Raw genomic sequence first — 20,921 nt, 5'->3', positions numbered from 1 at the left:
AATATAGTGAATCATAGCGATGGAATGAACTATGCTCCTATTGGAAAGCCAGATCATGTCGTGGAACAAGGGGAATTTCAATTCGCGGCGATCGCATTAGATCATGGACATATATATGGCATGTGCAATGGGTTAATCGAAGCAGGTGCTACTTTGAAATGGGTATATGACGAGGATGAGCAAAGGGTTGCACAGTTTGTCGCTACATATCCTACTGTTCAAATTGCGAGCTCATTAATGCAAATATTAGAGGATGCTACAATTAAATTAGTGGCAGCAGCGGCGATACCGAATGAACGAGCGGGGTTAGGTATTAAAGTAATGGAAGCGGGTAAACATTACTTTACGGATAAAGCACCGTTTACTACATTGGCACAGCTAGAGCAGGTTAAGGAAGTTGTAGCTCGAACAAATTGTAAATATGCAGTGTATTACAGTGAACGACTTCATGTTGAAAGTGCTGTGTTTGCAGAGCAGCTGATTCAGCAAGGAGCAATCGGTAGAGTTATTCAGATGATCGGGCTAGGACCACATCGCCTTAATGAAGCTAGTAGACCAGACTGGTTTTTCAATAAAGAGCAGTATGGAGGCATATTATGCGACATCGCATCTCATCAAATCGAGCAATTTCTTTATTTCTCGGGAAATAATGACGCTCGCATAACCTCAAGCCAAGTTGCTAACTACAATAATAAACATCGAGCTGAGCTTGAGGATTTTGGCGATACACATCTGGTAGGGGCTAATGGTGCTACAGCATATATTCGTGTCGATTGGTTGACACCTGACGGATTAAGTAGTTGGGGAGATGGTCGAACGATTATACTTGGGACGGAAGGTTATATTGAACTGCGAAAGTATGTAGATATAACAAAGTCTGCAGGTGGAGATCATCTATTTCTAGTGAATAAGCAAGGTGAGCAATATTGGAATTTGCAAGGTAAAGTAGGTTTTCCATTCTTCGGAAAGTTCATACTTGATTGTTTACATGGTACGGAGAACGCTATGACACAGAATCATATTTTCAAAGTAGCTGAATTGACGTTGTTAGCTCAGCAACAAGCAGTTGTTGTGGAATAAGTAAGCAGGATATCAGTTTAAATGAATATGCCTATATATCTGGACATGCGGATATATAGGCATATTTTTCTATGGAATTAACTAGAATTTATAGGCACAATATATTGAAGCATCTGAGAGACTACTATATTACATCCAATTCCAAGTAATTCGCTGCCAAATACCATTCTTCCTACCATATAAAATGCAAGTCCCCCTATAATATCAAGCGCAAAATATCGCTTTATTAAACTCATTCGAAAAATATAAACTTGAAAGGTTGGATTTTGCGAGCGCGCTAGTGATAACGTCAATGGACAGCCTCCGATCGTATCATGATAATCATCCATCTTCAATGCATCAATTCCTCTCACGACTAGAGGTCACGAGTGTTCTTTACGATCTTATGAATAACGGCTCGTTCAATATGAGCCGTTATTCTCGAAAAGAACTGTTGAAAGCGTGTGCAAATTAATATATAGTAATAAGTCCGATCATATTAGAGGATGTTCAAAAAGCCCAACTGTGATCACGCTCTATTAAAAAAAGAGGAGGGAAGGAATGGATAAGCCTATCATTTCATTGCACGGAATTAGTAAATCCTATCAAGTTGCTATACGTAAAGGGGGCTTAAAGGAAGCGTTCAAAGCGCTGATTAAACGGGATTATAAAGTTATTGAAGCATTGAAGAATATTAGCTTTCAAGTGCAGCAAGGTGAAATTGTTGGTTATATCGGTCCCAATGGAGCGGGCAAATCAACGACGATCAAAATTATGAGTGGGGTGTTGCTCCCAGATAGCGGTAGCTGTAGCGTAATGAATATGACGCCGTGGTTAGATCGGCAAAAATATGTAGCTAGAATCGGTGTTGTATTTGGACAGCGATCTCAGCTGTGGTGGGATGTGCCGGTTATTGATTCCTTCCAGCTCCTTAGAGATATATATCGTATACCGGAACAGCAATATATTGAAACGTTAGAGGAATTAACAAATTTGTTGAAGCTCGCGGATATATTACATACCCCTGTAAGGCAGCTTAGCCTTGGTCAACGCATGCGCTGTGAGCTTGCCGCATCTTTACTCCATAAACCTTCCATATTGTTTCTAGATGAACCGACGATTGGCTTAGATGCGGATAGTAAAATTGCTGTCCGATCGATTGTGAAAGAGATTAACGAGCGCTATGGTGTTACGGTCATTTTAACGACGCATGATATGAATGATATTGAGGCGTTAGCACATCGGATTATGATGATCGGCAAAGGAACGCTATTATTCGATGGAACGTTAACACAATTACAACAGCGCTATGGTACAGGGAAAATTGTTCAAGTGGCTTACAGTGGACATTTAGTTGATGAAATCTTACCAGGTATTACGTTGATCGAGCAAAGTGAAGAGAAATTATCACTTGCTGTAAATACTGAATTATGTACTGTGCCTCAATGTATTCAATGGTTAACTGCGCAAATTGAAGTAACTGATTTTACGGTACAAGCGATCCCGATTGAGGACTTAATTTTGTCTCTATATAAGGAGCATTCGGTATGAGAACATACACTTCGGTATGGAGAATTCGCTTTTTGAATGGATTGCAGTATCGTACAGCAGCTTATGCTGGCATAGCAACACAATTGTTTTTTGGCTTCATATTCATCATGATCTATATCGCCTTTTACAATCAAGCACCAGCAGAGCCGGATCTTTCTTTGCAACAAGTCGTATCTTATATTTGGTTGCAGCAAATATGCCTATCGCTTGTTATGCTATGGGTGCGTGATCCTGAAATTTTTGAATTAATAACAAGTGGCAATATCGCCTATGAATTATGTCGTCCAAGCTCGATCTATCCTTTCTGGTATAGTAAGCTACTAGCCCAGCGTGTAGCGAATATGACGCTACGCTGCGTACCAGTGACGATCATTGTATTATTAATTCCGGAACCGTATCGACTAACGATTCCATCTCATTGGATTACCTTTCTAGCTTTTATCGTTACTTTATTGCTAGCATTACTTTTAGTTGTTGCGATCTCAATGCTCATCTATATCTCTGTGTTTTGGACAATGTCACCAACGGGCTCAGTGCTACTATTTGCAGTGTTGGGAGAGTTTTTAGCTGGTCTGGTTATTCCAATACCGCTAATGCCACAGTGGATGCAACTCATTACATATGCCTTTCCATTTCGCTGGACGGTAGATTTCCCATTCCGTGTATTTAATGAGCATGTACAAGGTAGTGAACTTATAATCGGAATTTGTAATCAATTAGGTTGGCTAGTGGTTATACTCGCTGTCGGATATTGGATAATGAATAAAGCTGTCCGTGCAGTTGTTATTCAAGGAGGCTAGCTATGACATTATATTATAAATATTTATTCATGCATTTACGTGCCCAGCTGCAATATAAAGGTTCTTTTCTCATGTTAAGTATCGGGCAATTTTTCATTCCATTTACAATATTTGCAGGCTTATATTTCATGTTCGAGAAGTTCGGATCGCTGCAAGGCTGGAACTTTGCCGAGGTTGCTTTATGCTTTGCGATCATTCACCAATCATTTTCATTAAGTGAATGCTTCGCTAGAGGATTCGATAGTTTTTCTTCGCTTATTATTCGCGGAGACTTTGATCGACTATTATTACGTCCACGGCATACTGTATTACAAGTTCTCGGTTCAGCATTTGAATTTACGAGAATCGGTCGTTTGTTGCAAAGCTTGATCGTACTTATCTATGCTATTAGCCAGCTCCCACAGCTATGGCATTGGCAGCATATACTTATTATTTTGTTCATGATTGTTAATGGTGTATGTATTTTTATTGGCATATTTATGCTGGCGGCAACACTATGCTTTTGGACGGTGCAAGGGTTAGAAGTTGCTAATGTATTTACAGATGGTGGGCGTGAGATGGCCCAGTATCCGCTTAATATTTATGAAAAGTGGGTCATGAAGCTATTTACATTCATTATTCCATTCGGATTAGTGAGCTATATCCCATTGCAAATGATTTTAGACAAAGTGGAAGCTCCGTTGTGGCAAGCGATGCTTATTCCTTTCGGTGGCTCACTATTTCTCATTCCCTGTTACTTGATATGGCAATTTGGCGTAAAGCATTATCGTTCAACTGGATCATGATCTTCGCGGATCGAATCGATAAAGAAGCGAGCACTTTTCGTTAAGTAATGATCTTTATGCCAGATGATGCCGATATCGGATTGTAGCTCCTCATTCGCTAGTGGGATCATTTTAACGCGCGGGTCCATAAATGAATGCATAACTGAACGCGGCAAAAGTGAAATGCCAATTCCTTCAGCAATCAGGGCAATTGTAATCGCAACAGATGAACATTCGCATATAATATTAGGTTCAAAGTTATGTTTGCGACAAGCAGCGATAACCTGCTCATGCATATGAGTCGTTTGATCTGTTTTCAGCGTTAACAGCGGTAAACCTGCAAGCTCCTCGATCTGAAACTGCTTCGTATTGCGATATTGATCCCATTTGCTAGGAATGACAACGACGAACGGATCAGAGGGTAATGGCATAATAGCAAGCTGCTTAGGATCAGTAAGTGCTTCGAACGGTAGGCGAGCGAACACAATATCAATGGCTCGTTTTTCTAGCTGTTCACCCAAATAATAATGATCGCCTTCTAATATTTTGAAGTTTACATGAGGGTAGAGCCTTCTAAATTGCTCGATCGGCTGCGGGAGTAGGGAAATGCAGGAAAATACAGCGCCGATCGACAACACGCCACGGACGCCCTCCTGGAGCTCCTTCATCTCTTCAATCGTCTCATTAAATTGCGAAATAAGCGTTTCGGCTTTTTGCTTCAGTACGATGCCAGCATCGGTTAACTGCAAACCTTTACCGTGACGATCAAACAACCGGACACCTAGCTCATCCTCTATTTGTTTCAATTGACGACTTAGAGGTGGTTGCTCCATATTCAATATTTTCGCTGCGCGTGTAACTTGACCTTCGCGAGCAATAGTCAAAAAGTATTTCAATTGACGTATATCCATGACAACGCTTCCCCTCGATGTGGTCATACCTTTAAGGTATGGCAACAACATAATATAGATATTATAAATATACTGGAAACCATGGTATCATTCAATTAATAAAACAATTTCTAAGGAGAGAATTTCATAATGGATCATACTATTGGGGTTGAACGTTCGACAAATCTTAAATCTAAGCTTGATGAAACAAAGCTTGGCTTCGGTCATTATTATACTGATCATATGTTTATTTTAGAATATACAGAAGGTCAAGGTTGGCACTCAGGCAGAGTTGTACCTTATCAAAATATTTCAATGGACCCTGCTGCAAAAGTATTCCACTATGGTCAAACGGTATTTGAAGGGATGAAGGCTTATCGAACGGACAATGGAATTAAGCTATTCCGTCCTAAGAAAAACTTTGAGCGTCTTAACCGTTCAAACGCTCGTCTAAGTATTCCGCATCTTGATGAAAATATGGCTTACAATGGTTTGATGGAATTATTGAAGGTTGATCAAGATTGGGTTCCAAGTGTTGAAGGGACGAGTCTCTACATTCGTCCATTCATTATTGCTACAGAGGCATCTCTTGGTGTAAATCCATCACAAAACTATCTATTTATGATCATTATGTCTCCTGTAGGTGCGTACTATACTGAAGGGGTTAATCCTGTTAAAATCCACGTGGAATCTGAGTTTGTACGTGCAGTTGCAGGTGGTGTAGGTGAAGCGAAAACAGCAGGTAACTACGCTGCGGGACTCAATGCGCAAGAGCAAGCAAAGGAGCAGGGTTATTCTCAAGTTCTATGGCTGGATGGCGTGCACAGACGTTATATTGAAGAAGTAGGTAGCATGAACGTATTTTTCAAAATTAATGGTGTCATTCATACACCAATGCTAAATGGTAGTATTCTCGATGGAATTACTCGTAATTCAGTTATTACATTACTGAAGCATTGGGGCGTTCCGGTTGAAGAACGTCGTATATCTATTGAAGAATTAGTCGAGGCTCATCATAAAGGCGAGCTAGAGGAAGCCTTTGGTACAGGTACAGCGGCAGTTATTTCACCTATTGGAGAATTGAATTATCATGGTGAAAAACTAGTTATTAATAATGGCAACATCGGTGAAATCTCAGGAAAAGTGTACGATACAATTACTGGTATTCAAACGGGTAAAGTTGAAGATCCATTCGGTTGGGTAGTTAGCTTAGACTCATAATAACATATAAAAATCCCCCACCTTATGGATTGTAATGACAAAGGATCATTACAGTATCGCCATATAGCAGGGGATTTTTTGTTAACGTATAGACAGGTAAGCAACAGCTCGACGTCTTAATATTAACTCTTCATCAACCTCTGAATTGCTATCTGAATCAGGTAAAAAATTAACTTGATGTAATGCATTAGTGAATAGATAAATCGCACGTTGATCATAAAAGGTTGATTGCTGTAATTGAGAGGAGATTAGCTCCGCAAGAGTATGGATAGAACATGGACCGATAAACGTGGCGAGTTGGTGCTCCCAATCTTGTAGATCAAAGCTAATTTCGGAATCGTCGACGAAGATTTCACTCCAGCCATGGCCTCTACTGCTTGAAATTCTCAGACATACACGATAACCATTGGCATCGATGGCAAGTGCAGGAATGACGAAAATTTCGATTCGCTGAATTTGAAAAATCATTGAATCTGTTGGGGAATTTTGAAAATCATTAGATGGACAAATTGTCATTGCACATCTCTCCTTTTCACGCTGACGAGGTTAGCTGTCGGGTTCGGGCTAGAGAGTGGCCCTACTGTCTATAAATTAGACTTGATTCACCCCTTAAAATCGAAAAAAATCGATTCTGTTTGGTTCCCCCGCTTTTTCATACGAAAAATTAAGCGAAATATAATATTAGTTTACTTTGTTAATACATATTTGTAAACGAAACCAAGCTATTGATAAGCGAAAAGATTCAGTTGATACATAAGTGCACAATTATTTTTATTTTGCGTTATTTATGAAATTCAAGTATGATGATTAAAAAATGAACTATGTTCTGAATAAAAGGAGTATCAGATATGCAATCCAAAACTAATCATTGTAAAATTGTAGACTGTACGATTCGCGATGGCGGACTTGTAAACAATTGGGATTTCAGCGTTGAATTTGTTCAACATTTGTACAATAGCTTGAATGAAGCTGGCGTTGATTATATGGAAATTGGATACAAAAACTCTCCTAAATTGCTAAAGGGTGCTGACCAAGCTGGTCCATGGAGATTCCTTGATGATGACTTTCTTAGAACAGTAATTCCTAATAAAGGTCAAACGAAGCTTTCTGCGCTTGTAGATATCGGTCGCGTTGATGAAAATGATATTTTGCCTCGTAGTGAGAGTATGATTGATCTAATCCGTGTTGCTTGTTATATTCAAGATGTGGACAAAGCTCTTGAACTAGTTCAAATTTTCCATGACCGTGGATATGAAACAACAATTAATATTATGGCGTTGTCTAATGTTCTTGAAAATCAAATGATCGAAGCATTCGAATTAATTAACAATAGCGTTGTTGATTTTGTATATATCGTTGACTCTTACGGAAGTATGAAGCCAAATGATATGAGTTATTTGGTTGATAAATTCCTTGAGCATCTTCCTAACAAACGTCTAGGCGTTCACGCTCATAATAACCTTCAACTTGCTTTTGCTAATACGCTTCTTGCTGGTGGTAAAGGTGTTGAACTACTTGATGCATCTGTATACGGTATGGGTCGTGCTGCAGGTAACTGTAACACTGAGCTGCTAGTAACAGAGCTTCAAAATACAAAATACAATATTCGTCCTGTGCTTGATATGATCGAGCAGCATATGGTTCCTATGCGTGACAAAGTAGAGTGGGGTTACAATATTCCGTACATGGTAACCGGTGTACTTGATGAGCATCCACGTTCTGCGATGGCACTTAGAAACTCAGAGGACAAAGATAAATACGTAGAATTCTACGATCAACTTACAACTCCAGAAATGGCAAATAAATAAGTGTAACATAAAGGTTAGTTCAGAGATGAACTAACCTTTTTTTTTGACGTATTAGAAAGTATAAGTTTTTGGTCTAATATTTGTGACGACTGTCTCAAAAGAAGTTATGGCCCTTCGAGCAGCAGTAATCTTTGTAGCCGTAGCGCCAAAAATGATGTTACAAAGTAAAGCTAGCTCGAAAAGTGCATCTGTAGCGCCAAAAATGATGTTACAAAGTAAAGCTAGCTCGAAAAGTGCATCTGTAGCGCCAAAAATGATGTTACAAAGTAAGGCTAGCTCGAAAAGTGCATCTGTAGCGCCAAAATTGGCGCTACAGACTTCGGTGGCTGACGTAAATAGAAAACTAGGCCTATCCTGAAATTGGATAATTAAGATCTGATACGTCTAAGAATCCTATGATCCAATGTTTTAAAGTATATTGTGATGAAGTACATCCTGTACTCCAATTAGGGGATAGGATTTTTTGTTGTGTTTATCTTTTATCCGACGCATAGCATACGCTCACAATCCGACGAATGTCAATTCAAGGTAACCCAAGCAGCAGCGCTGCTCCCAATGTTGACATCGGAGCATAACTCCGACGTCAGCATCAAGAAGATGGGATGAAGCTAGTGACGCGAAGCGCACAACGTACGTACTTGGTACGTGAGCACTGGAGCTAGCGATGAATGCCATCTTCGCAGTCGACTATGCTACGAAGCTACTCATCGTGATCACGTCGGAGTTAGTAGAGCTTGCCTTGACGGTAGAGAACCTGGGACAACCTCATCACCGCATGATTGTAGCAACATTGGCGAAGCTGATGATTTTGACTGAAAAACAGCGGAAACACTTGATCTAATGTTCTTTGCATCTTCTCATAAAGTAACTCGTATACACGTTCTTCACTATAGAATTGTGTATCTTTGCCTTGCAACCACTCAAAGTAAGAGACGATTACTCCTCCAGCATTAGCAAGAATGTCTGGAATGACAATGACATTCTTGGCAGCTAATACATCGTCTGCCTCACCAGTAATTGGCGCATTCGCTCCTTCAACAATCCACTTTGCCTTTACTTGACTCACATTACCTTCGTGAATTTGTTCCTCTAATGCAGCTAAGAACAATACATCAACATCTTGATAAAGCACAGCTTCACGATCTTGAATGACAGCCTCAATATGATATTCGGCGCATGCTTCAGTTGTTGTAGGAAGTTCACCCGCATGGTCTAAACTATATTGTAATAGCTTATCGATCGGTAGCCCTTTTTCGCTGAATAGCGTAACATTGCGATCGCTAACTGCAACAACGGTATGTTGAACAGATTGATCTCGGAAAGCTTCCTGTGCAATAACTGCGCCTACATTGCCGAAGCCTTGAATCGCAATCGTTAGCGGGCGATCCAAATAGCTTTTTGCAATAGGCAGATATGGATTATTATATGTTTCAAGTGTAGATAAGTTACTACGGATATAAGATTGAAGCATATATTTGAATGTAAAGTAAACACCTTTTCCGGTTGCCTCACGTCTACCAAGTGAGCCACCAGAAACGAGACTTTTTCCTGTGAAACTACCTAGATAAGGTTTACCAGGATGAATGTTCTTATACTCTGCGGTCATCCAATCCATTTCGCGCTCACCAGTACCCATATCAGGAGCAGGAATATCCTTATCAGGACCAAGAATGTCGGTGAAATATTGTACATACTTTTTACATATAAGATTCAATTCACGTTCAGAGTATTGACGTGGATTAATTCCTACGCCACCTTTACCACCACCGAATGGAACATCATGTAGTGCATTTTTCAAAGTCATTAACGCTGCAAGATTACTTACTTCGTCTTCATTGACAGATTCATGGAATCGTATACCACCTTTATAGGGGCCAATCGCATCATTATGCTGGATTCGATAGGCAGGAATTCGCACAACATTACCATTATCTAACGTAATTCTTAGATAAGCTTTATGAGTTTTATTGGGTGTAGAAAGAATGGCGCCTATCGATTGGAAAATTTGCTCGCGAGTATTTCCTTTAAGCAACGGTAAAATTACAGGATCAGCCGACAAGATATCTAAAGCTTGTTGAACGATCATGCCAGTTTGTCTTCCCATTAAATTCAGCTCCCTAATCATATTGACGTTGTATCTTTATATGATGTGCTGCTAACCGAGAATGATACAATCGTTTATTATATAATGTGTTTCGATTAGTTGAATGTTAACAAAGTTGCAACACATTAATATAACTCCTATGTTACACTGAACTAGATCAATAAGGTATAGAAAAGTAATAATTTTACTACATAATTAGGAAGTGACATAATGGATACGCTTTTGTATATAAGTAATGTGATTTTACTCATTACCTTGTTAGCTACATCTGGATTAATTATTGCCAATTCATTATTAGGAATGAAGTGGGAACCGTCGGTATTAGGACGTATTGGGCTTCGTGCTCAGCAGCTAACTAAGTTTTTGGTCATTGCGGTTATATTAGTACTATGTGTTCAATCGATGCAATGGCTTAATATCTTTGGTGCAGATTCGATTCAATGGAAGGAATTACTGTTGAATACTTCTACAGGCAAAGGTTTGATTTACTTATTGGTTATGGCAATTATCGGTTTACTTTTAAAGAAATTCGATGGCGTATTGAGTGTGATTTGGGCATGGCTTATTCTTTTTGGGGAGGCTATGAATGGGCATATTGCAGCTCTTGAAACTAGTCAGATCGGAATACTATTTGATTATATCCATCTAGCCTGTGCGGCAATTTGGATTGGTGGTGTAATCAAGCTGTGGATAATTTGGCGACATGATAAAGCTATTGCCGCTGAATTTATGAACAAATTCTCGAAAATATTATGGATAACGATAGCACTGGTGGCCGTTAGTGGTATTGTACTAACGATACTTATATTACCAAGCGGGTTATATCTACTTTATACATCGTGGGGTAAATGGCTATTGATCAAAATTGTAGTAATTAGCATAGCTATTAGCTTGGGGTATGCTGCTCGAATGAAAATTGTGAAGCATCAAAAAGATCCACTGCGTGTTATGTGGCTGGAAGCTATTTTGTTAACAGTAATTATTACGCTTGCATCAGTAATAAGTCAGATTAGTCCGATGCCGCAGATGAATAATACATTGAACGTTCATAAAATGGGTGATGAGTTACATTACACAGTGAAGCTGACTCCTAATGCGCCTGGTCCGAATCAGCTAAGTATAACGCTATGGACATTAGAAGAGGAAGGGAAAGTAGCAACAGTAGATGTGTCGTTGTCTGCAGCGGATAAGCCAGCCAGATCGGCAAGAGACATTGCATTAGTACAGGCTGAGCTTGAAGATGAATTTGGCTTCGAAAATTTCAATGAATCTAGATTTGTGATGAAGGATTTGAACTTACCGTACCCAAGCCAGTGGCAAGCGAAAGTAATTATGACATTCGAAGATGGACATGAGCGAAGCTTTGATTTTAAGTTTAGTAATGATTAATCAAGCTCCAGTGTGCCCAGATACACGGAATGAAAAGTAAAAGTACCCTTCGTGCGCCGAAAAAGTACCCAATGAGGGTCATAGACGGTAAAAATGGAGTCCATACGCCGAAAAAGTACCCAATGATGGTCATAGATGGTAAAAACGGAGTCTATATGGTGAAAAAGTAACCAATGAGGGTCATAGACGGTAAAAATGGAGTCTATACGGTGAAAAAGCACCTAATGTGCGTTATAGACGGTAAAAACGGAGTCCATGCGCCGAAAAAGTACCCAAAGTACGTCATAGACGGTAAAAACGGAGTCCATGCGCCGAAAAAGTACCCAAAGTACGTCATAGACGGTAAAAACGGAGTCCATGCGCCGAAAAAGTACCCAATGCGCGCCATAGACGTTAAAAATGGAGTCCATGCGCCGAAAAAGTACCCAAAGTGCGTTATAGACGGTAAAAACGGAGTCTATGCGGTGAAAAAGTACCCAAAGTGCGTTATAGACGTTAAAAATGGAGTCCATGCGCCGAAAAAGTACCCAAAGTGCGTTATAGACGTTAAAAATGGAGTCCATGCGCCGAAAAAGTACCCAAAGTACGTCATAGACGGTAAAAACGGAGTATATGGTGGATCACCTTTGCACTCAAAAAGTTCAATCTTGCATGAGCAAGTTATTTTGTCTATACTATAATGAGTATGTAATACTTGAAGGCTATGAAAGAGATAAGTACGTTAATCATCTATACAGGGATGGAGTGCCGTAGATTGAGAGCATTCCTATAGCAACTGATAACTGAAATTCACTCTGGAGCTTGTACTTGAACATTGACTTATGTCAATCAGTAGAGCTACACGATGACCCGTCGTTACAGGGACTAAGAGGTATATCGAAAGTTTTATGTTCGATATGTCTGAATTAGGGTGGTACCACGGTTCTTCCGTCCCTGTATAGGGAGGAAGGACCTTTTTGTGTTTTTTCGCTTGTGATCACGATGATTATGCTACGCTGTATATTCGACTTCGAATATGCCATTCATCGCTAGCTGTGTTGCTCGTGTACCAATAACGTACACTCCGCTACTCGCGTCACTAGCTTCATGTCATCTTCTCGATGCTGACAAGCGAATAATGCTTCGAAGTAAAGCTGAAAAGCTGTAGGTGATGCTCCGTGGTTAAGCTCCTAGTTAACTTTCTTTATGAAAGGTAACAGAATCGCTTGAAAGCTGTAGGTGATGCTCCGTGGTTAAGCTCCTAGTTAACTTTCTTTATGAAAGTTAACAGAATCGCATAATGCGATTAGTCGGATCTATGAACATTTATCCAGTTATTTTAATTCTAATGACTTTTATTTTGTATTACAAAAACAATGGAGGCGAGATCAATGAAGGAAAGATTAGAGGCATTGCGCATTGAAGCGCTAGCTGCATTACAGCATGTTGAGCATGTTAATGCATTGCAGGAGCTGCGTGTAAAGTATCTTGGTAAGAAAGGTGCACTTACAGAAGTATTGCGTGGTATGGGCGGTCTGAGTGCCGAAGAAAGACCTGTTATTGGGCAAGTGGTCAATGATGTTCGTGCAGCGATTGAGTCGGTAATGGATGAGAAACAAAACTTCTTCCAACAGGCAGAAACGAATAAACGGCTTAGCGAGGAAACGATTGATGTTTCGTTACCTGGTCGTAATTTAGCAACAGGCTCGATTCATCCATTGAACAAAGTTGCCCAAGAGATTGAAGATATTTTCATTGGCTTAGGCTATTCTGTTGCTGAAGGACCAGAGGTTGAGACTGATTACTATAACTTTGAAGCTCTTAACTTACCAAAGGACCATCCTGCTCGTGATATGCAAGATACGTTCTATATTACGGAAGAAATTCTTATGCGTACACAAACATCCCCTGTACAGGTGCGTACGATGCAAGCAAGTCGTGGAGAAACTCCAATCCGTATTATTTGCCCGGGTAAAGTATATCGTCGTGATGATGACGATGCAACGCATTCCTTCCAATTTAATCAAATTGAAGGATTGGTAGTTGGTAAAAATATTCGGATGAGCGATTTGAAAGGGACTTTGCTACAGTTCGCACAACAAATGTTTGGTGAAAATTCACAAATTCGTTTGCGTCCAAGTTTCTTCCCATTCACAGAGCCAAGTGCTGAAGTTGATGTAACATGTGCACAATGCGGTGGTAGCGGTTGTCGTATGTGTAAAGGAACAGGTTGGCTTGAAATTCTTGGTTGCGGTATGGTTCATCCACGTGTCCTTGAAATGAGTGGCTACGATCCGAATGAAGTTACGGGCTTCGCTTTTGGAATGGGAGTCGAACGTATCGCACTATTGAAATATGGTATCGATGATATCCGTCATTTCTACACAAATGATACAAGATTCTTATCTCAATTTGCTCGAATGTAAAGCGAGCGCTCATAACGGTTGTTACGCAATTCCATTGAAAGTGAGAAAACCTCTATCGAGGCTATCCATTATGGTAAAAAAGATCGGTTGTCGGTGAAGGAAGGGACGGAAAATAATGAAAGTATCCTATAAATGGTTAGAGCAATATGTGGACCTATCAAATATAACTGCTGCTGAATTAGCAGAAATGATGACGCGTGGCGGTATTGAGATCGATATCGTTGAGGCTAGAAATCAAGGAGTTTCGGGTGTAGTTGTTGGTTATGTGAAATCGAAGGAAAAACATCCAGACGCAGATAAGCTGAATGTATGTAAAGTAGATGTAGGCACTGGAGAAGAGCTACAAATCGTATGTGGTGCATCTAATGTTGATGCAGGTCAATACGTTCCTGTTGCAGTAGTGGGAGCGAAAATGCCAGGAGATTTCAAAATCAAACGTGCAAAGCTACGTGGTGTTGAATCACAAGGTATGATCTGTTCTGCGAAAGAGTTAGGAATTAATGATAAGCTTCTTCCTAAAGAGCAACAAGAAGGAATTCTTGTATTGCCTTCTACGCTTACACTTGGAACACCTATTGAGAATGTTCTTGATCTTAATGATCATGTGCTTGAGCTTGATCTTACGCCAAATCGTTCTGATGCACTTAGCATGATTGGTGTTGCCTACGAGGTTGCGGCACTGACAGGCCGTGAGGTGAAGCTTCCACAAGCTAATGTTATCGATACAGCTGAAAAAGCTGCTGAACATATTAAAGTAACGATTGAAAATAGCGAATTATGTTCGCGCTATTCAGCACGATATATTAAAAGTGTAAAAGTAGCAACTTCACCGTTGTGGTTGCAAAACAAATTAATTGCTGCTGGCGTTCGCCCAATTAATAATATCGTAGATATTACAAATTTTGTTATGCTTGAATACGGTCAACCACTTCATGCTTTTGATGCGGATAAAGTGCCAGGTGGTGAAATTGTTGTTCGCTTAGCGAAAGAGGGAGAAGTGCTAGTTACTCTTGATGATCAAGAACGCAAGTTAGAGTCTCATATGCTTGTTATCGCTGATCGCGCGCAGCCAATCGGTCTTGCTGGTGTTATGGGTGGCGCTTCGACAGAGGTTACAGCTGAAACAGTTAATATTTTACTTGAGTCGGCTAAATTCGCAGGTAGCACGATTCGCAAAACTTCTCGCGGACTTGGTCTTCGTTCTGAATCAAGCCTTCGCTTTGAAAAAGAAGTTGATCCAGCACGTGTTATTCCAGCACTTGATCGCGCAGCCGCTTTAATCGCTGAACTAGGTGAAGGGTTAGTGCTTGATGGAGTAGTAGAAGCTGTTGGTAAAGTAGCTGGGCCACTTTCCATTACAGTAGCTTTGGACAAAGTTAATACTTTTCTAGGAACTTCATTGTCTGGACTTGAAGTTAGAACTATTTTCAATCGTCTTGAGTTCCCTTATGACGTGTCAAGCGATGAGCAATACACAGTACAAGTGCCAACGCGTCGTGGCGATATTACATTAGATGTCGATCTAATTGAAGAGATAGCACGTATTTACGGATACGATAATATACCAACTACACCAATTTACGGTGAAGTTATTCCAGGTGCTCTTACGAAACCGCAAGCGATTCGTCGTGAACTACGTAAACGTCTATCTGATTCAGGGATGCTTGAAGTTATTAGTTATTCCTTCACTAGCCCTACTCATACGACATTGTTCCCAGAATTAGCGCAAAACACGAAAGCTGTTAAGCTATTAATGCCGATGAGTGAAGATCGCAGTGTGCTTCGTACTAGTCTGATCGCGCAATTAATCGATATTACAGCTTATAATCGTAATCGTAAAAATGAATCGGTAGCTTTATTTGAAATCGGTAGTGTATTCCACAGTGATGAAGAAGTATTAACGAATCTTCCTGAAGAAAAACAACGGTTTGGCGCATTATTAACAGGAAATCGTACGGAAGCTGGTTGGAATTCCAAATCGATTGCTTATGATTTCTATGATGCCAAAGGTGTTGTTGAAACGATTACTGCAGCACTTGGTGTTAGTGAATATATTAGCTATGAGTCCGCACAGCCTACAAACTTCCACCCAGGTAGAACAGCGGCAATTATGTTGAATATAGAGGGAAACAAAGAGGTGCTTGGTTATGTCGGTCAATTGCATCCAGAACTGCAACGTACATCTGATTTGGCTGATGCTTATGTTGTTGAGTTTGACCTAACTCCGCTATATGAGCTTGCCAATGCTGATATTGTTTATAAGGTGCTACCTCGTTATCCAGCAATTGGTCGAGATATTGCTGTTGTCGTAGAGCAGAATATTGCAGTTGGCGATATGCTAACATCTATTTCCAATACTGCAGGTGAATTGTTGGAATCTGTTCAAGTATTTGATATCTTCACTGGTGAGCGTCTAGGGGCGAATAAGAAGAGTGTTGCTATTGCACTAGTATATCGCCATAAAGAGCGTACATTAACAGATGAAGAAGTAACGACGGTTCATGAACAAGTTGTGGCTACATTAGAACAATCTTTTGCAGCAGAATTACGTAAGTAGGCAGGAAATTGCTTAAGTCGCATCGAATAAGTTCCAAGTGAGCTTAGATGCGGCTTTTTTTGTCGTTCATAGCCTTATTGCACTTCATGGATTAGGAGTTGATACACATGGAAAACGAAGCAATCGTAGTACATGTTGATATATTTGGTAGTCAGTATAAAATAAAAGGTCATTCAAGCGTAGAATATATGAAAAAGGTAGCAGCATCAATAGATGAAAGCATGCAAAAGCTCGCGAAAAGCTACCCTGTTCTTGATACACATAAATTAGCAGTTTTAGCAGCTGTTCAAATTACCGAGGAAATATTCCGTGTACGTCGTGAAAATAGTAGACTGCAAGCTGAAGAGGCACGATTACTAATAACGGAGAAGGAACTGCAATTAGAACAAGAGCGTATGGAACAATTGTTAGCTCAATATGAACAATATAAAGTTCAAGCTAGCGAAGAACTTACTGTGTTGAAGCAATTACATGCCCAGCAACTTATAGAGCAACAAACAGTAAGCGATGAGCAACAGTCGCAATTGAAAGTAACTTTCGCACAAGAGCAGGAACAAGTTCAACTTGCTCATTTAACAGAATTAGAGTCAATTATAGCAACATCAGAAGCGATAAAACTTGAACTTGAGAAAAATGTTACTGTGCTACAAGAAGAGCATAATAAGCAAATTCAGGAATTAACGGAAAATGCGGTGCTTGAGCAAAAGCTAGTATTATTACAGCAAAAAGGTCGATTTGAGACAGAATTAGCAAAATTAAAAGTCGATGCAGAAAAACTTATTGCTCAAAATACAGAGTTAGCCGCTGAAAAAGAGAATGCAGCAGCTAGTTTCAATGATCAGCTAGCAGCTGCGGAAAAGTTATTAATAGAGTATTCCGAGCAGGCGAGTGCAGTTAAAACCCGGCTAGAAGATGAATTAGAGTCATTACGTATTGAATTTGAACGACGCAATGTTGAACTTCAATCGGAATGGGATCAGGATAAGCAACAGCTTTCAGAGCAATTGAATGAACTTCAAGCTACGAATAAATCAGAAAAAGAAGGTTTTGAGTTACGTCTAGCTCAAGCCGATGAGCAAATTCTCTTCGCTATGGAGCAGGAAGAAGTTTTACGATCAGAATTGGATCAAGCAGAACGTGCTCGAGTGATTTTAGAAGATGCCAAGCAATTGTTAGCACAACAACTATCCTCTGAGCAAGAACTAGCGCAGATGGAGAAGGCATCCCTTGCGCGTGAATTAGAAGAGACACAACAAACGTTAGAGACCGTTATCGCATCAGAGAAAGCTCAGGTTGAAGCACTGCAAAATGAAGTTGCTAGCTTAGAGAAATACTTAACATCAAGTCATAATCAAACAGAAGACTACAAACGAAAAACTGGGCAGCTAGAAGAACAAAAGCTTGCTTTACATAACGAAATCGAGCAATTAAGTGAACAATTGCTTGAGGAAGGCTTAAAGCAACTAGCACAAGAAGAGCAGATCGAAGGGATTATAGCGGAAAGAGATCAATTATCCGCGCAATTATTAGATAGCTCGTCGCAATCAAGTCAATTATCTACTCAGCTGGAAGCGACTACTACTGAGGTAGTTCGATTAGGTGAGCGCAATGAGCAGCTGCAAGTAGAACAGGAACAATTGAAGAAACAAAATATAGAGCAAATGAATGAACAAGAACTAACGATCTTATTGATCGAAGAATTAGAACAAGATCTTGCAAACGTGAAAGCATCGAAAGCAGAAGAAGTGGCATACCGCAGCGAGCTAGAGCAAGAACTGGCAAACGTGAAGTCTACGAATGCCGAAGAACTAGCATATCGCAGCGAGCTAGAGCAAGAATTAGCCAACTTGAAGTCTGCTAATGTAGAAGAGATAGCATACCGTAGCGAAATAGAACAAGAACTAGCCAACGTGAAGTCATCGAAAGCAGAAGAATTAGCATATCGAATCGAGCTAGAGCAAGAACTGACAAACATGAAGTCTGCTAATGCCGAAGAGATAACATATCGCAGTGAGCTAGAACAAGAACTAGCCAACATGAAGTCTGCTAATGTAGAAGAATTAGCATATCGCAGTGAGCTAGAACAAGAACTAGCCAACATGAAGTCTGCTAATGTAGAAGAATTAGCGTATCGCAGTGAGCTAGAACAAGAACTAGCCAACATGAAGTCTGCTAATCTAGAAGAATTAGCGTATCGCAGCGAGCTAGAACAAGAATTAGCAAGCGTGAAGTCTGCTAATGCAGAAGAAGTAGCGTACCGCAGTGAGCTAGAACAAGAACTATCCAACGTGAAGTCATCTAATGCAGAAGAGATAGCATATCGAAGCGAGCTAGAGCAAGAACTGACAAAGATGAAGTCTGCTAATGCCGAAGAGATAGCATATCGCAGCGAGCTAGAACAAGAACTATCCAACGTGAAGTCATCTAATGCCGAAGAAATAGCGTACCGCAGCGAGCTAGTACAAGAACTAGTAAATATGAAAGCATCGAAAGCAGCAGAATTAGCGTATCGCAGTAAGTTAGAACAAGAACTAGCGAATGTGAAGTCGTCTAATGCAGAAGAGATAGCATATCGCAGTGAGCTAGAGCAAGAACTAGCAAGAGTGAAGTCGTCTAATGCAGAAGAAGTAGCGTACCGCAGCAAGCTAGAACAAGAACTAGCCAACGTGAAGTCGGAAGAAAATCTTTTGCTTCCTCAAGTCACACAGCTTGAGCAGCAATTAGATGAACTTCAGAACAATTATAATCATGTATCGAAGTTATATGCCGATCTTGAAATTCTTCATCAGAAGGATGCTGATAAGTCAGAGGAGTTGCTACAATATCTAGAAGTAGCTGCAACGAAGGAACGATTAGCGACCAACAAGATGTTGATAACCGAGGAAAATATTAAGTCACTAGAAGATCAATTATCTATTCAAAGTGAGGCTGAGCATCAATTGCGGCAGCAGTTGGCTAAATTGGAGTCCGAGTTGCTGGATTTACAGCAGCAGACAGAGCAATTCCAACAACAAGCTACGCAGTATGGACAACAGCTTGAGCTACAAGAAGTAGCTGCAGCCAGCATGATGGAAAAGCAATCTCTAGAACAAGTCGAGCTTGTCGAGCAAAAGTTGGAACAATTAACTGGGGTACATGAAAAATTGAAGCGTGAATATTCTAAGCTGCAAACGGAGTATAATGAATGGATTGAACTAATCGAACAAAGCTAGCTTTATAATGGGAAGTTCAAAAAGCGGGCTTTGATAACGATGATTATGCTGACGTAGCGTATTCGACATCGCATCTGAAGCGAACTTGGAAAGTACGGTTCGCATGTACCAATAACGTACATTTGCGCTTCCGCCTTTCTCAAGTAACACTTCACCTGCTCGGTTCTGAAAGCCCACTTTTTGAACCTTTATTGGAAAATGAAAAAAGTCGCTTCTTCAAATTAACGAAGAAGCGACTTTTCAATTCACCATAATAATTATACTACTACAAGCTTTGTAACCATCGTACGGTGACCGTTTCCGCAAGGTATAGAGCAACGAACCTCGTATGTACCAGGTTCTGTAATTGTAACAGCAGTCGTTTTATTGTTAATAATATTAGCGTACTCCGTATTCATAATTTCGATTCCATGGACACCATCGATTGAATCAACAGTTAATTCTATGGACTCACCCGCACGGATAGCGTAATACTCTTTATCGAATTTCCAGTTTTCGGCTGTGATTACAAGTGAACCAGCTGCAATTTCATCTTCACTGACTTTGATTGAATCAGCTTTGCCATTACTATTTGAAGCTGAGCCGCAAGCTGCCAATACTACCATTAATACTGTAACCAACGTTAACACTAACCATTTTTTCATGACATTTACCCCCTATAATATAATAACCATATCCATTGTATACCAGTATTAGGCTGAATGGCATTAATTCAAGTGACAACAAGATGACAATATTGCAACGCGAGCTGGATTAAACATATTTAGGTCCTTCATCATAGATGAAGGACCTAAATAAATGTTATGATTTATGGCGTTCTCCAGCTTCATATGGATTAGCAATCGGTATGAATAAATCGATAATACCGATAGCAAGAGCTGCAAGGACAGCACCAAGAATCGTTACGCTCACTCCACCGATAATGAATTGAGCGATCCAAATGACGAGAGCACTAATTAGAAAACCTACGATACCTCTGCCAAAAGGAGTGACTTTTTTACCGAAGACACCTTCGACGATCCAGCCTAGAGCGGCAATGACTAGCGCTAATAATAATGCGCTCCAGAAGCCACCTACTGAAAATTGTGGAACAATCCAGCTCACAAGCATTAAAACTAATGCTGAAACGATAAATCTAACAACATGTCCTAGAAAATTCAT

Annotated in this window: 20 protein-coding genes, 1 riboswitch and 1 other annotated feature; of the genes, 13 read left to right on the top strand and 7 right to left on the bottom strand. The window is 40.1% G+C overall.

Going from position 1 to position 20,921, the window contains the following annotated elements; genetic code table 11:
- The first annotated feature begins 6 nt into the window (after nt 1-6).
- Nucleotides 7-1,080 carry a Gfo/Idh/MocA family protein gene (locus AC1TPB_RS09605; RefSeq protein ID WP_482076366.1) on the top strand — a complete coding sequence of 358 codons (1,074 nt, stop codon included), beginning with the start codon at nt 7-9 and terminating at the stop codon, nt 1,078-1,080.
- Nucleotides 1,081-1,157: 77 nt separating this feature from the next.
- On the opposite strand, the gene AC1TPB_RS09600 is transcribed toward AC1TPB_RS09605, so the two are convergent.
- Nucleotides 1,158-1,433, bottom strand: a complete 276-nt coding sequence (locus tag AC1TPB_RS09600; RefSeq protein WP_482076269.1) for a hypothetical protein — start codon at nt 1,431-1,433, stop codon at nt 1,158-1,160.
- Between the two features lie 187 nt (nt 1,434-1,620).
- Here AC1TPB_RS09600 and AC1TPB_RS09595 point away from each other — a divergent pair, with 187 nt between their 5' ends.
- Genes AC1TPB_RS09595 through AC1TPB_RS09585 form a run of 3 tightly spaced genes read left to right on the top strand, consistent with a single transcriptional unit; the run spans nt 1,621 to nt 4,195 of the window.
- Nucleotides 1,621-2,610, top strand: a complete 990-nt coding sequence (locus AC1TPB_RS09595; RefSeq protein ID WP_482076268.1) for an ABC transporter ATP-binding protein — start codon at nt 1,621-1,623, stop codon at nt 2,608-2,610.
- Nucleotides 2,607-3,410, top strand: coding sequence for an ABC transporter permease (locus tag AC1TPB_RS09590; RefSeq protein ID WP_482076267.1), 804 nt, complete (start codon nt 2,607-2,609; stop codon nt 3,408-3,410). Before AC1TPB_RS09595 ends, AC1TPB_RS09590 begins: the two co-directional genes overlap by 4 nt.
- Before the next feature lie 2 nt (nt 3,411-3,412).
- A complete protein-coding gene (locus tag AC1TPB_RS09585) occupies nt 3,413-4,195 on the top strand; it encodes an ABC transporter permease (RefSeq protein WP_482076266.1) in 783 nt (260 codons plus the stop codon).
- Here AC1TPB_RS09585 and AC1TPB_RS09580 read toward each other — a convergent pair.
- Nucleotides 4,174-5,085 carry a LysR family transcriptional regulator gene (locus tag AC1TPB_RS09580; protein ID WP_482076265.1) on the bottom strand — a complete coding sequence of 304 codons (912 nt, stop codon included), beginning with the start codon at nt 5,083-5,085 and terminating at the stop codon, nt 4,174-4,176. The two genes, AC1TPB_RS09585 and AC1TPB_RS09580, sit on opposite strands and share 22 nt — an antisense overlap.
- A gap of 129 nt (nt 5,086-5,214) precedes the next feature.
- On the opposite strand from AC1TPB_RS09580, the gene AC1TPB_RS09575 reads away from it, so the two are divergent.
- Nucleotides 5,215-6,285, top strand: coding sequence for a branched-chain amino acid aminotransferase (locus AC1TPB_RS09575; protein ID WP_482076264.1), 1,071 nt, complete (start codon nt 5,215-5,217; stop codon nt 6,283-6,285).
- 81 nt (nt 6,286-6,366) lie between these two features.
- Here the strand turns inward: AC1TPB_RS09575 and AC1TPB_RS09570 are convergent, their stop codons facing one another.
- Nucleotides 6,367-6,801 carry a hypothetical protein gene (locus AC1TPB_RS09570; RefSeq protein ID WP_482076263.1) on the bottom strand — a complete coding sequence of 145 codons (435 nt, stop codon included), beginning with the start codon at nt 6,799-6,801 and terminating at the stop codon, nt 6,367-6,369.
- Nucleotides 6,802-6,805: 4 nt separating this feature from the next.
- A riboswitch (cyclic di-AMP (ydaO/yuaA leader) is annotated at nt 6,806-6,966 on the bottom strand.
- A gap of 167 nt (nt 6,967-7,133) precedes the next feature.
- Between AC1TPB_RS09570 and AC1TPB_RS09565 the strand changes: the two genes are divergently transcribed.
- A complete protein-coding gene (locus AC1TPB_RS09565) occupies nt 7,134-8,093 on the top strand; it encodes an aldolase catalytic domain-containing protein (RefSeq protein ID WP_482061602.1) in 960 nt (319 codons plus the stop codon).
- 82 nt (nt 8,094-8,175) lie between these two features.
- Complete coding sequence (locus AC1TPB_RS09560; protein ID WP_482076262.1) at nt 8,176-8,451, top strand: hypothetical protein; 276 nt, start codon at nt 8,176-8,178, stop codon at nt 8,449-8,451.
- A 366-nt stretch (nt 8,452-8,817) separates the two neighbouring features.
- Here the strand turns inward: AC1TPB_RS09560 and AC1TPB_RS09555 are convergent, their stop codons facing one another.
- A complete protein-coding gene (locus AC1TPB_RS09555) occupies nt 8,818-10,197 on the bottom strand; it encodes a Glu/Leu/Phe/Val family dehydrogenase (protein WP_482076261.1) in 1,380 nt (459 codons plus the stop codon).
- A 210-nt stretch (nt 10,198-10,407) separates the two neighbouring features.
- Here AC1TPB_RS09555 and AC1TPB_RS09550 point away from each other — a divergent pair, with 210 nt between their 5' ends.
- From AC1TPB_RS09550 to zapA, 6 genes are all read left to right on the top strand, one after another.
- Nucleotides 10,408-11,586, top strand: a complete 1,179-nt coding sequence (locus tag AC1TPB_RS09550; RefSeq protein WP_482076260.1) for a copper resistance D family protein — start codon at nt 10,408-10,410, stop codon at nt 11,584-11,586.
- Nucleotides 11,587-11,615: 29 nt separating this feature from the next.
- Complete coding sequence (locus AC1TPB_RS09545) at nt 11,616-11,756, top strand: hypothetical protein (RefSeq protein ID WP_482076259.1); 141 nt, start codon at nt 11,616-11,618, stop codon at nt 11,754-11,756.
- 3 nt (nt 11,757-11,759) lie between these two features.
- Complete coding sequence (locus tag AC1TPB_RS09540) at nt 11,760-12,266, top strand: hypothetical protein (protein WP_482076258.1); 507 nt, start codon at nt 11,760-11,762, stop codon at nt 12,264-12,266.
- 14 nt (nt 12,267-12,280) lie between these two features.
- Nucleotides 12,281-12,524 (top strand) — a binding site (T-box leader).
- A 432-nt stretch (nt 12,525-12,956) separates the two neighbouring features.
- Nucleotides 12,957-13,991: a phenylalanine--tRNA ligase subunit alpha gene (gene pheS / locus AC1TPB_RS09535; RefSeq protein ID WP_482076257.1), complete on the top strand. Its 1,035-nt coding sequence runs from the start codon at nt 12,957-12,959 to the stop codon at nt 13,989-13,991.
- Between the two features lie 115 nt (nt 13,992-14,106).
- Complete coding sequence (gene pheT / locus AC1TPB_RS09530; protein WP_482076256.1) at nt 14,107-16,548, top strand: phenylalanine--tRNA ligase subunit beta; 2,442 nt, start codon at nt 14,107-14,109, stop codon at nt 16,546-16,548.
- Nucleotides 16,549-16,655: 107 nt separating this feature from the next.
- Nucleotides 16,656-19,760, top strand: coding sequence for a cell division protein ZapA (zapA, locus tag AC1TPB_RS09525; RefSeq protein WP_482076255.1), 3,105 nt, complete (start codon nt 16,656-16,658; stop codon nt 19,758-19,760).
- On the opposite strand, the gene AC1TPB_RS09520 is transcribed toward zapA, so the two are convergent.
- The 3 genes from AC1TPB_RS09520 to AC1TPB_RS09510 all read right to left on the bottom strand — a co-directional run bounded on the left by AC1TPB_RS09520 (nt 19,743) and on the right by AC1TPB_RS09510 (nt 20,921).
- Nucleotides 19,743-19,937, bottom strand: coding sequence for a hypothetical protein (locus tag AC1TPB_RS09520; RefSeq protein WP_482076254.1), 195 nt, complete (start codon nt 19,935-19,937; stop codon nt 19,743-19,745). The genes zapA and AC1TPB_RS09520 overlap by 18 nt on opposite strands.
- Nucleotides 19,938-20,017: 80 nt before the next feature.
- On the bottom strand, nt 20,018-20,404 hold the full coding sequence (locus AC1TPB_RS09515; RefSeq protein WP_482076253.1) for a cupredoxin domain-containing protein: 387 nt from the start codon (nt 20,402-20,404) through the stop codon (nt 20,018-20,020).
- A gap of 157 nt (nt 20,405-20,561) precedes the next feature.
- Nucleotides 20,562-20,921 carry a phage holin family protein gene (locus tag AC1TPB_RS09510; RefSeq protein WP_482076252.1) on the bottom strand — a complete coding sequence of 120 codons (360 nt, stop codon included), beginning with the start codon at nt 20,919-20,921 and terminating at the stop codon, nt 20,562-20,564.

The sequence above is a fragment of the Paenibacillus sp. Y951 genome (genome assembly GCF_056786395.1).
This window is presented reverse-complemented; position numbering and strand designations above follow the sequence as displayed.